The sequence below is a fragment of the Pontibacillus yanchengensis Y32 genome (assembly GCF_000770635.1).
Classification (GTDB): domain Bacteria; phylum Bacillota; class Bacilli; order Bacillales; family BH030062; genus Pontibacillus; species Pontibacillus yanchengensis.
Window position 1 is genome coordinate 1 of sequence record NZ_AVBF01000089.1, and the last position, 13,620, is coordinate 13,620.

The window sequence follows — 13,620 nt, forward strand, 5'->3', positions numbered from 1 at the left end:
ACTTTAACATCTCCTTATTTCGTGTCTAGATTTATGGGTCCATTATAGACAATTAAAAAATATAATGTTAGATGCTAATATTGAATTTGATGAAATTATACATAAAGAAGTAATAAAAGACGGTGTTTTTGTTTTTTATATAAATGATAACGGACTCTTTGGTGGTTATATTAAGTTAACTAATAAAGGATGGGATTGGGAAAGAGGAGGAGGTGTTACTTCATCTCTAAACCCTGATAGGGGGTATAATTGGCAAGGACTTAATTTAGTGGATTCAGATTTTATGATTAAATATGGAGTGATCACTGATAACTCAATAATGGGTATTAAACATGCATATAAAGATCGATTGGCTAAATTGGTGACAACTAAGAAGGATTTTAGGTTGTGGTTTCTAATGAGTGAAGAATCGGAAAGTCCTAAAGTAGAGCCGATTTATAAGGATCAATAAGGTTTCTATTTGCAACTTTGTCTCAGTTTCAGTTTTTCAATATAAGGGCGCAATCATTGAATAAATGGTTGCGTCTATATTTTAAGTTTATATCCTAAAAAATGGAATATTATGCTAAAATTAGTGAAGATTATGAAAGATTGTGAATTAAAGTAAAGATGAAGATTTGTAGAAGAAGAGGTTAAAGAATTGAGGTGTGATATGAATATAAGGAGAGCAGTTCCAGATGATGCAAGGGGGATTGCAATTGTGCAAGTGGACAGTTGGAAAACTACTTATAAGAATGTTGTGCCAGATGAGTATTTAAACAAAATGACATATGAGAGCAGAGAACAAAAATGGAAAGATCTAATATCTGACCAAGCAGTGTTTGTAGCTGAAACTGATGATGGTGAAATAATTGGTTTCTCTAATGGCGGAAAAGAAAGGTCGGGTAAATACCCTAACTACAACGGTGAATTATATGCAATTTATATATTAGAGGCTCACCAAAGAAAAGGATTAGGAAAATTATTGATTGAACCTATCATTGAAGATTTGGAACAAAACAATATATTTTCTATGATTGTTTTAGTATTAGAAGAAAACAATTCTCGTTTATTTTACGAGTTTCTTGGTGCAAAAAAGATTGATATTGTTGAGATAGAGGTTTTAGGAAAAAAACTAAATGAACTTGTTTATGGTTGGCAGGATATAAGATCAATAATTTAATGTTCTACTCCAACTATTGGCTGATTTAGTAGAAGATTATATAATTCATCTCGAATTCAAGTCTTCAACAGTTGGGCGCTTTCCTGGAATAAGGATCGTCCTTTTTTGTCTTGGTTGCAAAAAGGAGGGGAGTTCCTGGTTGGATAATTATGTTAAAATTGAATCTGATTATGAATAAACACTCTAAAAATAATGGGCAAGATAGTTGCAGATTCAAGGATTTCTAAGCGATTTAGAAGAAATTAAGTTCAGAGTAGATCTTATGGAACGAACCGGTGTAAAAGGATATTACTATTGATAAATGCAAAAAATCTTTAATCAGTATTATAAAAATTAATTAAGTGTCTCATCGTATCTATATTTTAAAAAATACAAGGAAGAAGTGAGGTGGGATTAAATGGCGAATCCAATAATAGAAGCTAAAAATTTGAAAAAAATTTTCAATAGCCTAAACGTTTTTCAAGATATTAACTTAATAATAGAAAGTGGTAAATTATATTCAATTCATGGGAAGTCAGGTGCAGGGAAAAGTACCTTATTACATCTTTTAGGAATATTAGATACTCCAGATTCCGGTGAAGTAATAGTTAATGGAACATCAATTAACCACTTGAGTACTAAAGAAATAGCTTTATTACGCGGAGAAAATCTAGGTTTTGTTTTTCAATCCTACCATCTAAATAACAAGATGACAGCAATTGAAAATGTAATGTTACCCTTATATATTAATCCGAATTATCAATATGAAGAAATGGAAGAAAGAGCTTCTGATTTACTAAAAGAGGTAGGATTGGTAAATAAAGAAAAACATTTTCCTAACGAGCTATCGGGTGGAGAAAATCAGAGAGTAGCTATAGCAAGAGCTTTAGCGAATAACCCTGAGTGTATCTTAGCTGATGAGCCTACCGGGAGCCTAGATGAAGATAATGAAAATAATATATTTGAAATTTTTAAGAATATAGTAGAGTCAGGAAGAACAGTGGTTGTAATATCTCATAATGAAAAAATAAAGAACTATTCTGATGCATGTTATATTTTAGATAATGGTGTATTAAAGGAAGAGTAAATGAAACAAAAAATACTTTTTTATATATAGCAAAAAAACACATTAGTAGAAAAAAGAAAAAAAATATAATTAATATACTAATTATTTCAACAGCTCTTATATTGTTAACAATTTCCTTTTGTGTTTCAAATGGTTTACATGACTTTGTGGATTCAAATATTAAAGAAACTGTTGAGCACAGGACACTTTTAGTAGATAAAGGTAATCAGATACCTATAAATAAGAACATGGTTTCTAAAATAGAGGATTTACCTCACATTGTTCAAGCATACCTGTATTTGGCAAGTAAAAAATGTAGGGAATGGCATTCAAAAATGTATGCCACTTGCCGCCTCTAAATTATCGGTGAGTTAATGATTCTTTGTACCTGAAACTATCGCCTGTAAACAATAATAAATGGGAATGGTGTATCAGCCTATCAATCACTGCTTCCGTAAGGATGGGATCTCCAAATACGTGATTCCATTGCCCAAATTGTAGATTTGTTGTGATGACAATACTCTTATCTTCGTAACACATAGATATAACTTGAAATAAAAGCTCTGCTCCCTCTTTATGAAGAGGGATGTATCCCAATTCGTCTAAAACTAAAAGATCCAGCTTCTTAATTTGTTTCAATAGCTTCTGTAAGCTTCCATTCTGATTGGCTTCAATGAGTTTATTCACTAAAGATGCCACGGTGAAGAATTTAACTTTACTGCCAAACCTATGTATGGCATTCAGACTAATCAAGGATGCCAAGTATGTCTTCCCTGTCCCAACACCTTCATATAGAATTAGATTCTCTCGGTTATGAATGAAATCTCCATTCAGTATGGTTTCTCTATCAATCCCTTGAGGGATTTGAATATGCTCCCACTCAAACGGGTTATCTCCTGTTTTAGGGAGTTGAGCCTGGCTAAGTAATAGGTTGATCTTGCGTTCCTCTCTATTTTCTACTTCCTTCTCAAATAACTTCAGTAGGTATTCCTTATTGGTTTCTGCTTCAACGTCATCAAAATGCTCTCGTATCCAACTCAGCTTCAACCGTTTCGCATAAGCCTCGATTTGTTCATTCATTTGATCTCACCCCCGTTCTGAAACAGGGAGTCATAGTGTGATAAACCTCTGGATGCCACAGGTACCTGAGGTACCTCTACGGTTGGTTTGATTGTTTGATATGGATGGTCATCATGAAGTAAAGAGTAGAAACAATGTTTTATTTGATCAGCACTTGGATGACCATGGACAGAGGCTGATTGTAACGCCTGATTCAATAAACGAAAGTCATTGTTCTTTAAGAGCTTCCCTAATAGCCGTAAAGCTGATTTTTGTTCCTCTTCTGTACAATTGTTCAAGTAATCCGTCCATATCTGGGGAAATTGTTCATATAAGCTTGAATACTTTATCGCTCTGGGTCGTCTTGATAATAAGTCCAAATAGGGCTGCCAGACCATGGATTTTCTCTTTACTCCGTACAATCTATGGTGTTTAACAATAACCTCATTCTGTTCATTTAGAATCACAATAAATCGATAGGTAATACGAACTCGGACAACCTGCTTCGCAAAACGAGGGGAGGTAGAATATTGTTTCTGATCAATTGAGACAAAACCATATTTATCTGCTTTTACCTCCTGGTGCCTTACACACTCAAACGACTTCTCTGGAAGCATAAGCCACCTCTCTTGCTCTTCTATATAAAGCTTTGACTGTAAAACTTGCTTTTCATAATGGCTACGATCTCGATCTACTTCAGCTAATTCCCATAAGGTCTCATTGAATTGGTCTAGATCAAGAACGGTACATTCTGGTAATAAGAAATTATTCCGTACGTATTTCACCATGGCTTCCACATGGCCTTTTTCATTTCCTTTGCCAGGATTACAAAACTCATAGTGAAATCCATGGTGAAGAACAAAACGCTCAAAAGTATCCGTTAGAGCACGTTCCCCCTTAGCGCCTATTTTCTTTACAGCCGGTGATAGGTTATCAAACCGAATTGTATGTGGAACTCCGCCCATATGATGAAATATGCGTTGTAGCCCTTCGAGTAGACATTCCGTGTTTTCCGAAGGAAAAACTTGAAAATAGAATGAATTACTGTATGGGAATGACATGACCAAGTAAGGAAGGTCAATAACCTCAGAATGATATAGAAAGGGGGCTGTTCCAAAGTCTACTTGTGCTGTCCCAGGGATAGATTCCAGAGGTAGTGACGCCTCTTCTATATACTCTTTTAACTCTTTCTTTTTCTTAGATACATAGGCTCGTACAGTTCTATAGGATCCAATGAAACTATGATACTTCACCAACTGATGAAACATACGTTTTGCAGTACGATGGTTTTTCTTCTTCTTTTTTAAATCTTCTTTAATCCATTTATCTAAGATAGGTTTTACAGGATCCATAACGGGTGAAGGACGCTCCTGCTTTTCTCTCTCCGTAAAGTCTCCTTTGTTGGCATACTTCTTAACTGTGTAAGGGTCCAACCTCATACGTCTACCAATATCGGAATAGGAATCACCTTTTTGATTTACTTCATGTTTGATATACTTTATTTGAGTCACTGCTAACATCTCCTAATAGCCTCCTGTCGAACGTTGTTGGTCCAACGAGGAGTTTAAAGTTATTATGAGGGGTTGGCAAGTGACTTTTTTAATTTATGCCGGCCCCCGCGGGGGCCGGCATAAATTAAATGCCAATCCTTACATTATTAGAATGCCATAAACACAGAGCAGGTTAGCTACATAAAGTTCACATATTAGGGGGAATTCAGCAAATGTTTGACATTGTAAGTTTTGTACTTCTATTTATGGCTATAACAGGTTGTATTACTGGTATAATCTGGTCATTCGTGAAAATATTCAACCAAAGTGGTAGATCGTGAGCTTTAATAGTTATTCTTAAACTAAATGGTGCGTTAGTGTAAGATCATATTTGTGATTTATCTCGAATTCAAGTGTTCCATATTAGGGCGCGAATCTTTAATAAAGATTTGCGTCTTTTTTACTTATAGAAATATGGGATTAGGTAAAATAATTCCTTAGTAAATTGTTTATGCGAAACAAAAAAAGAACCAATTAAAGCTTCTTCCGGAGCTTTTCAATAGCTGTGGATATAGTCATAGCAATTAAGCCTAAGATTCCACTGAATAGTAGTATGTACTGACCAAAAGCAATATCTGCTGGGATATCGTTAGTGATCAGTGTTATTGATGGGGTGATGACTAGTAAAATACAGCTGATAAGAGATATTTTAGATGCAGTTGACTTTTTCACAATAAACCCCCCATAATATGTAAGTTACTATTAATGTTATCAGAATAAATTTCAAGTTAACATAAGAGATTACATCGGGACGATTATATGTCTTAAAATGGAAGTTTGCGCGAAGGGGGAGAATAAATATTATTCCCAAAACTCTGGAAGGTAAGATTTGTGGTATCTTCATCATTGCCTGTGTTTTTGCTTTAATTATCTTAAATATGTATGTAAAAAGTGGAGGAAATGTTTATAGTGTTTTATACTTATGTTTACTAGGTTTGCCTGGGATTTATATTAGTGGCAAAGGCATAAAGAAAGAACATTCCTTACGAAAAGTTATTCCCTTAATAAACGCCGGATTAAGTGTACTTTGCACTGGAGGGATTTTTCTCATTCCTTATATTCTTTCGTTTGATCCATTTGTATAAAAATGAGGCTGATTTTACTAGAAAGAGACAGGGCAAGGATAATTACATTCACTTTCCGCAAATTGGTGATTGTTCGATATACATTTTTGTTAAATACAAAAAGGAGAACGGGGAGTATTTGTTGATCTAATTAGTAAATATCTTGTATTCAATTCTTCCCGTTAAGGGCGCTTTTCTGGAATAAGGAAAGCTTTTTTATTAGTCTAGCTTGTATAAGGGGGGGGTCTGAAATGGAAATTCATGCTAGAATTTGATTTAGATTGTGATGTAATGATCTTAAACGAAGCATTTACATAATTAGAATAAGGATGGAATTGGTTATGAGTAAAGAAAATAAAGCTGATAAAATAGTGAAAAGATTTGTACTTTATACGGTAGCGACGGGAATAATATTAATAATAGGATTGTATATTATAGGGTTAATTGGCATGTTCTAAATCTAAAGGACATTTTAACTATGGGAGAGTTTGATGAAGATCTAATTTGGAAATATCTCAATTTCAAGTCTTCCGAATAAGGGCGCTTTCCTGGAGCAATCAGTAAATAAACAGACCTCAAAATATGCAAAGTTTTATACAAAACTTTTATTTTGCGGTCTGTTTTATATACAAAAAACATGCTGCCATTTTATACATAAAATAAATGCCAAATACATAGTAGACACATGATGCGTAACAAGTAGAAGGAGCCATTAATGCCCTACTCATTTATCTATTCAGCTTTTCTTCGATAACATTTAACTTATCAAGAACTCTTTTTAGAAGAATGATGATATGTATGGGTGCTCCAATCACTAAAGCCGCTAACGGAGCATAAGGGCCTACGAAGAAGAGTGCTATAAGAGTAAGTGTTAAGTAAATGCCAAGTATATATGAAGTGATTGAGATTACTCCTTTTTTCTATTTTTAATTTCCTCATTAGACTATCACAGTGCAATTTTATAGAAAAGGTTGTTTCATAGTTCAAATATTATATGCCTTAACATCTTTATCGAAAGTAGGGGAAAAAGGAAAATTATCTCGAATTCAAGTGTTCCATATTCGGGCGCGATTCATGAACAAGATTGTGTCCTCTATTCTTACCTGGAACTAACTATAGAGTAGATAACGAATTGGTTATTAATAAAAAAATGAATTAGCTTGTGAAGAAATTTACTTAAGTGCACGGGCAGGTTAGTGCAATATTGATCCGAAAACATTATTTTCATATGGGGTTTATATAGGTTAGATAATGTGAAATAAATTTGAAGCCCAAAGGGAGTTTGAGGGAATCATGTATTTTGAGACTGAACGTCTATACACAAGGAAATTTGAATTAGAAGACCTAGAGGACTTTCACGAAATGCAAAGTAATAATAATGTTATGAAATATGTCATTGGAAGGGGCAAAACAAGGACGGAAAATTTAAACGAATTACTTAAAATAATAAAAAGTTATAACGAAAGTAATACTAATAGATTTACAATGGCTATTTCAGAGAAAAATAATGAATTTTGTACTTTAATCGGTGCGTGCGCTATAAACAAAAGTGAAAACGAAGAATTTGAAGTTGGTTATAGATTTTCCGAAAAATACTGGGGAAAGGGGTATGGTTCTGAAATACTGAATGGTTTACTTGAATTTTGCCTTAATGATTTAGCTATTAGTAAGGTTATTTCTATTGTTGAAAAGGAAAATATTCATTCTATAAGAATTCTTGAAAATTCCCCTATGCAATTTATAAGTGAATATGAAGAAGAAGACACAAATAATATAGTTAGACTATATAGGTTAGAAAATCCTTTTTAATTTTTATGATGCTATAAGTTGTTTGTGCAATCTTAGATAAAAAAGGAAATTTACCTTAATGCCATTTTGTATTTTTAAGATGTGGGGTAAAGAACTTGCGATTTATAAATGAGTTTGTGAAGTATCACTCTTAAACTCTCGTGTGGGTTAGTTTAAGAGTGTATCTCAATTTATCTCGATTTCAAATCTTCCAGTTTAGGGGCGCGAATTTTTAATAAGGATTGCGTCTTTATTACTATTAAAATGGTAAGTTTGAATAATTTCATAATGGAATTGGTTAATTATGCTGAAATATGGGGAGATGATCTTAAAAGCGAAGTTTAAGTAAATAGGGGGAGAAGGATTTAAGGGGGAAGAGTGAATGAACCTAAAAGCATTGGTACTTACATTTATATTTGTTTATTTTATGGTAAGTTTACCTGGTATTTTAGGAGTTGGTTATGTTATTGATTGGGTACCAGGAACATCCAATTTTCAGAAATTTAAAGGATATCTATTTGAAGGATTGACTCAAAATATTCTTATAAAAACTGTAATAGCATTTATTGTAGGAATTATTGTTAGTTTAATCATTTCTATGAGAAGTCAATCAAAGAGAAATTCAGATTTGTAAAGTTATAAAACTTAAAAAACGAAGCGGATGCTTCAGTAGAGGAGTAAAATAAAATCATCTCGAATTCAAGTATTTCAGATTTGGGCGCTTTCCTGGAATAAGGAAAGGCCTTTTATTTGTTTCGTTCGTATAACGATGTGAGTTATCAACTGGATATTTGTGTTAAAATTTGAATTAGATTGTGAAGAAAAGATTTTCAACTAACGGAACAGAAGAGTTTAAGAAGAGATATAAAAAAGAGAGGAAGATAATTGAGGGGATGAAGATAAGGGAGATAACAATTTCTGACGCAAAAAAATTTGTTCAGCTTACAAAGGAAATCGAAGGTCATTCAGAATTTATGCTTTGGGAACCTGATGAAAGAACCGTCACCTCTGAACAACAAAGAAAAAGAATTGAAGCTTTGGAAGACGTTAATAATTCAACAATTTTCGTGGCAGAGGAAGAAAATAAATTAGTCGGTTTTTTAGTTGCGATGGGAGGGAATGCTCGAAGAAATCAACATACTGTATATCTTGTCATCGGTATTTTAAAGGATTATAGAGGACAACGTATTGGTTCAAGACTTTTTAGCGAGTTGGAAAAATGGGGAAAAGAACGTAATATTCACCGTTTAGAACTTACAGTTGTCACAAAAAACATTGGTGGATTAGCGTTGTATAAAAAGATGGGTTTTATTATTGAAGGAACGAAAAAACACTCACTTCTTATTGATGGTGAATTTGTAGATGAATACTATATGTCTAAGCTAATCTAACATTTCTTTACTAAAGTAACCGGTGCAATAGCTGAACAAGGAACTGTCAAATGTGGCAGTTAAAATTGACAGATGCAAGAAGAAAGTATGTTTACGACTAATGCACAAAGGTTTAACCTATGGAGGAGTATATTTTCCTAAAATAAAAGACGTCCTATGAAGGACGTCTTTGCGTATTGCGGCGAGAGACAGCACTCCACATTTGTGCCTTGCCATAAAGGCGCGTCAATCTCGTCTTATGCAATTCAGCTCATCGCGATATTAGTATAGCATAATGCAACTATTATATCTAATAGAAAATTTTCCTTATAGTATTAATGGATGCGTTTGTTGAAGAGTAAGTTGATTATCTCGAACTCAAGTGCTCCATATTAGGGCGCGAATCTTTAATAAAGATTTGCGTCTTTTTTGTATTTTTCGAAACATGAAGGTAGAAGAATTCTCTTCCAAATATAATTGGGGAATTATGTTAAAATGAATAAGCATTGTGAAAAGATGATCTTTAACGAACGGAGCAGTTTAGTGCAAGAGCAATGATTAAACTGATATTCAACAAATGGTACAAATTGCTTAATAAGCATAATTCATAGAAAGGGGATAGTGTGATGGGGTTTTGGTACTTACTATTGCTTTTGATAGGTATTGTCTTTATTATTGTCGGTCTTACGAAAAAGGGTGTTTCTGCGGCTGTTAAAGTTGTTATATTGCTATTTGTTTTTGGAGTTCTATTTATCGTTATTTCAGTGTTTATGTTTCTTCCTGGTAGTGATGAGATTGTTGCAGAACTGCTGAGATTAGATTGGTGATTTCTTATACAATATGCCTATTTAAAGCAATCGAGCACGATTGTTGAATAAAATGTGGAATCATGTACTTAAATTAAAGGGGTCAATTGTTATAGAATAATTTGTTGATTATCTCCAAACCAAGTATTCGTGATAAAGGCGCGATTCTTTAATAAGAATTTGCGTCTTTTTTATTTTTGAAACCAGAGATCTTGAATAATTCCCTAATACAATTGGTTAATTATGTTAAAATAGATGCAAATTTTGTGAAGAGATAACCTTTAACTGACAGGCTAAGTACTTACAAGATACCTGGGTTTAATAGAGAGATTTATGGTAAATAGGAGGATTATTATTAAAAAAATTAACTTAACCTTGTTTGTAATTACACTTTTGATAATAGGTGGATGTTCTGAGAACTCCTCAAAAATAAAGGATAAAATTAAGCATTTTCCAAGTAAACATGAAGCGTTAGAATACTTTATTAAAGATGAAAATATTAGAGGAAACATTGACTTGGTTACAACAACAAAAAGTGACCAACTATTAGTAATACAGTGGAGAGAGAATATTTATTTTGTTGGTGAATTAAATGAAGATGATAAAGGTTATTACACTGGTAAAATATCTGCAAATGTACACATGAAGATAGGTGGTGCTTGGGAACTAAACACAATGGATGGTAACGAATATACTATCTTTTTTGATAAAACTAACGAAAAAACTAACTCCATTAAATTATCCAATGAAGAATACTTTATCTCCATTGAGGAGGGGCATACATTAAGTAATAATTCATTAAATGGAACAACTGCGATAGACGAGGTAGATACTATAAAGGGTGATTAAGTTGAGAATGCAGCACAACATAAAGAATGTCCTGTGTTGAATGAGTTAGAGGAGACCTCCATCAAAGACAAAAAAGAGATAATTGAATCATTAATTTCTTTAATACCAAAAACTTATGGAACTAGTATAGAGGAATTTCCCGACATATATACTCAATGCAATATAGTTATTGCAAAACCTTTCCCTGAAACAGTTGGGAATGAAGAAGAAGGGGACTATTTCAAAATGGCAAAGACCTTTTGTGGTAAGGAAATTTATAGAAACTCTTGGCTTATACGTTTAGATTTTCTCAGAGCACCTGGAGCTAACTTAGCACAAGCGGAGGATTCGATTTTATGAAAAAGTTATTAATTATAGTTAGCACATTTTTGGTTTTACTATCAATATACCTTCCTTTAAAGCCTAGTGATTCGTATATTAAAGAATTGGGGTATTCAATTGCTTACATAGATTATATTTCAATAGAAGAAGTACCCGATAATAGAGTGAAGGTATTTTCCCCCTCAAATTGGCTTAATATATCTTTTAATCCAATTGAATTTGCTCTAAATTCCACTATGGTTTATTTCTTTTTATTTTATTCAATTCAGACTTATTTATTTATATACAGCAAGTTAATAAGATAAAAAAGTAATCAACGTCTTTTAGTGTCATTCTTATTTTATCTTGCTTGTTAAAATAGTGAACTTTAATAATAGATAGGAGATAGATTGAATGAGAGGTATAACTTAATTTCATTCTGGTTTTGGTACACCTTCTTGAAATAAGGAACGATTAGTACTTGAGATGATGGTTATTGAACTTAAAATGGGGGGATTATGATTTTAATTTTATTTGGTTTCTTAACATTTTTCCTTACCGCTATATTAATATTGGTTTTATTTGTTATGATATTAATTTCTTTATTCAAAAAGAAACCTTTCCCTAAAAAATTACTGATTACAACAATGGCTGGGGTTATGTTGGTTTCTTCCATTTATTTGTATGAAACGTACTTTTTTACCTTTAGTGAAATTGATAGGGAATACATTCAAAAGGGACCTGGACCTGTAACATCACCTAATGAAGATTTTACAGCTAATGCTTATTTTGAACTATATGGTGGTGCAGCCGGTGGTGTTAACGTATGGGTTGAAATTACAAACAATAATGAGAAAAATAAAGTTCAAACTGTTTATTATGGTGATGCAAAAAGCAATTTTTCTATGGAATGGGTAGATGAAGATATACTATACATTTTAAATGAGGAGCCTGATCACCCAAATTCAAAAAGAAGTATCGAATTAGAAATCGGTAAAGAAATTTATCATGAAAATGGTCTAGCTTGTAAAAGTTTGTTAATGAAAGAGGAATATGAGACTTGCTATCAAAACTAATGTCCTCTTATTGTACGAAGGATGCTTTAATGCGAGTATTTCGATACGAATCTTTCATACGATTCTCTCTTTTTCTTGAGACAATGAAAAGCAATAATCATTTCTAAGACTATAATAGGGTACTTATGTTAAAATGAGTGTAAATATTTGGTAGTTCATTTCAGCGAAAGGAGCATTTAGTTGAATGGCATTAAATGAAAGGAGATCAAACTTGAAAATAGTGAGAGTAGTAAATGTGATATTTGCACTTGTTGCTCTAAGTCTTAGTTTTTATCACTTAGTATACAACAGTATAAGCTTACCGACGAATTATATAAATTCCTTTTTAGCTTTTATGTTCTTATCATTCGGAATAGAAGATTTACTAAAACAAGAAAAAGATAAGAAGCCTTTTAATTTATATTTGTTAGCATCAATAGTTCTATTTGCTGTATTAGGAGCAGAGATGCTAAAAACATTAACGTGATGTTGCTTCCTATTTAACTATTAGTAGCATAGATGATTTCACATCAGAAGAGGATGCTAAAATAAAAAATTAACATTAAATCCAATCTAATTCTTCAATAATACTATCAGGGGTGATTATTCAATGATAGAGTATTCCACAAATAAATAAGGGTGGTCAGAAATTACTTGCAATGATGGGTGAGGAGTTTAACGGGAGTGATATAGCCTTTCTTAGTATATGGTTAGGTGGTTTCTTGACCGCTAGATTATTCAGTTTATTAGGAGGTAAATGGAGTCCTTTTGCAAAACGAATTGGAGAAATGACTTAGTTATTTGTCTAGCTCAAGCTACATTCATGTCCATGATACTGGTATTTATCTAACATAAAATTATTATAGTTTTTAACATTAAAGCAATGTATATAATCTAACTGGTAAAAGAGTTAAACACGAACAAATATAGCAGGGAGATGGGAAATATAAATCAAATAAGGAAGATAGTATTATTTTTGTCATTATTCTTAATACTTGCAGGTTGTGTAGGTCAAGAGAAGGTTGGGATTGAGGGGGAAAGCAAGCATTGGAAAGCTGAAATGATATACACAGTAAGCAAAAGTGTTCAGAGCGGAGAAGGTTCTATTGAATACATAGGTGATGAGAAATTAAAAAGCTTACATTATGAAATTAATTTCCCGAAAATATTTACTCTCGGTGCTTCTGGTAGCAGAGATAAGATAAATGGAAATGACACAGTTTTTAGCCTTGGAGTGTTAAATCCGCCGCATGATAATGGTGAGATCTTACGTAATCATATAGATGAAATATCTATTACAGTTGAGTGGGAAACGCTCTCAGGTAAAGTGAAAGAAGAAGTTGTTGATTTATCATAAGGTCATCAATAAGTTGAAATAATTGAATAGCCATATAAAGATTTGAAAATAAGACCAGAAGCTAATGAATAGTTGGGCAATAATCCAAAGAATATCGTTAATATGTGTGACGATTAATTTTTATATCTATTCTTATATAGGAATATTTACTAAAGTAATGAGATGAATAAGGTGGACCCAATAGTCAAGACACAGATTTTGAATTATTAAGGTGG

General features: G+C 32.7%; 16 protein-coding genes. 13 read left to right on the forward strand and 3 right to left on the reverse strand.

All coding sequences use genetic code 11. The annotated features are described in order from the left end of the window. The first annotated feature begins 64 nt into the window (after positions 1–64). The 3 genes from N782_RS18975 to N782_RS18985 all read left to right on the forward strand — a co-directional run bounded on the left by N782_RS18975 (position 65) and on the right by N782_RS18985 (position 2,228). Positions 65–451 carry a hypothetical protein gene (locus N782_RS18975; protein WP_036824087.1) on the forward strand — a complete coding sequence of 129 codons (387 nt, stop codon included), beginning with the start codon at positions 65–67 and terminating at the stop codon, positions 449–451. 201 nt (positions 452–652) lie between these two features. Next, positions 653–1,162, forward strand: a complete 510-nt coding sequence (locus tag N782_RS18980) for a GNAT family N-acetyltransferase (protein ID WP_036824123.1) — start codon at positions 653–655, stop codon at positions 1,160–1,162. A 397-nt stretch (positions 1,163–1,559) separates the two neighbouring features. Then, the gene (locus N782_RS18985; RefSeq protein ID WP_036824091.1) at positions 1,560–2,228 is read left to right on the forward strand and encodes an ABC transporter ATP-binding protein; all 669 of its coding nucleotides are present in this window, start codon (positions 1,560–1,562) and stop codon (positions 2,226–2,228) included. 339 nt (positions 2,229–2,567) lie between these two features. On the opposite strand, the gene istB is transcribed toward N782_RS18985, so the two are convergent. The 3 genes from istB to N782_RS19000 form a co-directional block, all read right to left on the reverse strand. Beyond that, complete coding sequence (gene istB, locus N782_RS18990) at positions 2,568–3,287, reverse strand: IS21-like element helper ATPase IstB (RefSeq protein ID WP_036824094.1); 720 nt, start codon at positions 3,285–3,287, stop codon at positions 2,568–2,570. After that, the gene (gene istA / locus N782_RS18995; RefSeq protein ID WP_036824096.1) at positions 3,284–4,786 is read right to left on the reverse strand and encodes an IS21 family transposase; all 1,503 of its coding nucleotides are present in this window, start codon (positions 4,784–4,786) and stop codon (positions 3,284–3,286) included. The genes istB and istA overlap by 4 nt, the downstream gene beginning before the upstream one ends. Before the next feature lie 504 nt (positions 4,787–5,290). Beyond that, a complete protein-coding gene (locus N782_RS19000; RefSeq protein ID WP_036824098.1) occupies positions 5,291–5,488 on the reverse strand; it encodes a hypothetical protein in 198 nt (65 codons plus the stop codon). Positions 5,489–7,173: 1,685 nt separating this feature from the next. On the opposite strand from N782_RS19000, the gene N782_RS19005 reads away from it, so the two are divergent. The 10 genes from N782_RS19005 (at position 7,174) to N782_RS19045 (ending at position 13,405) form a co-directional block, all read left to right on the forward strand. Further along, complete coding sequence (locus N782_RS19005; RefSeq protein ID WP_036824101.1) at positions 7,174–7,689, forward strand: GNAT family N-acetyltransferase; 516 nt, start codon at positions 7,174–7,176, stop codon at positions 7,687–7,689. A gap of 361 nt (positions 7,690–8,050) precedes the next feature. After that, positions 8,051–8,302, forward strand: a complete 252-nt coding sequence (locus N782_RS19010) for a hypothetical protein (RefSeq protein WP_036824104.1) — start codon at positions 8,051–8,053, stop codon at positions 8,300–8,302. A 259-nt stretch (positions 8,303–8,561) separates the two neighbouring features. After that, the gene (locus N782_RS19015) at positions 8,562–9,059 is read left to right on the forward strand and encodes a GNAT family N-acetyltransferase (RefSeq protein ID WP_036824107.1); all 498 of its coding nucleotides are present in this window, start codon (positions 8,562–8,564) and stop codon (positions 9,057–9,059) included. Between the two features lie 605 nt (positions 9,060–9,664). Continuing rightward, complete coding sequence (locus N782_RS19020; protein WP_036824110.1) at positions 9,665–9,865, forward strand: hypothetical protein; 201 nt, start codon at positions 9,665–9,667, stop codon at positions 9,863–9,865. Between the two features lie 354 nt (positions 9,866–10,219). Next, a complete protein-coding gene (locus N782_RS19025; protein WP_036824112.1) occupies positions 10,220–10,693 on the forward strand; it encodes a hypothetical protein in 474 nt (157 codons plus the stop codon). A gap of 36 nt (positions 10,694–10,729) precedes the next feature. Next, positions 10,730–11,032: a hypothetical protein gene (locus N782_RS19030; RefSeq protein WP_237582695.1), complete on the forward strand. Its 303-nt coding sequence runs from the start codon at positions 10,730–10,732 to the stop codon at positions 11,030–11,032. A 479-nt stretch (positions 11,033–11,511) separates the two neighbouring features. After that, positions 11,512–12,069 carry a DUF5412 family protein gene (locus N782_RS19035; protein WP_036824115.1) on the forward strand — a complete coding sequence of 186 codons (558 nt, stop codon included), beginning with the start codon at positions 11,512–11,514 and terminating at the stop codon, positions 12,067–12,069. A gap of 184 nt (positions 12,070–12,253) precedes the next feature. Next, positions 12,254–12,535, forward strand: coding sequence for a hypothetical protein (locus N782_RS19040; RefSeq protein WP_036824118.1), 282 nt, complete (start codon positions 12,254–12,256; stop codon positions 12,533–12,535). A 175-nt stretch (positions 12,536–12,710) separates the two neighbouring features. After that, positions 12,711–12,845 (forward strand): hypothetical protein, encoded by a 135-nt coding sequence (locus tag N782_RS22135; protein ID WP_272913662.1) that lies wholly within the window; start codon positions 12,711–12,713, stop codon positions 12,843–12,845. 140 nt (positions 12,846–12,985) lie between these two features. Beyond that, positions 12,986–13,405 (forward strand): hypothetical protein, encoded by a 420-nt coding sequence (locus tag N782_RS19045; RefSeq protein ID WP_152600815.1) that lies wholly within the window; start codon positions 12,986–12,988, stop codon positions 13,403–13,405. The last annotated feature ends 215 nt before the right edge of the window (positions 13,406–13,620 follow it).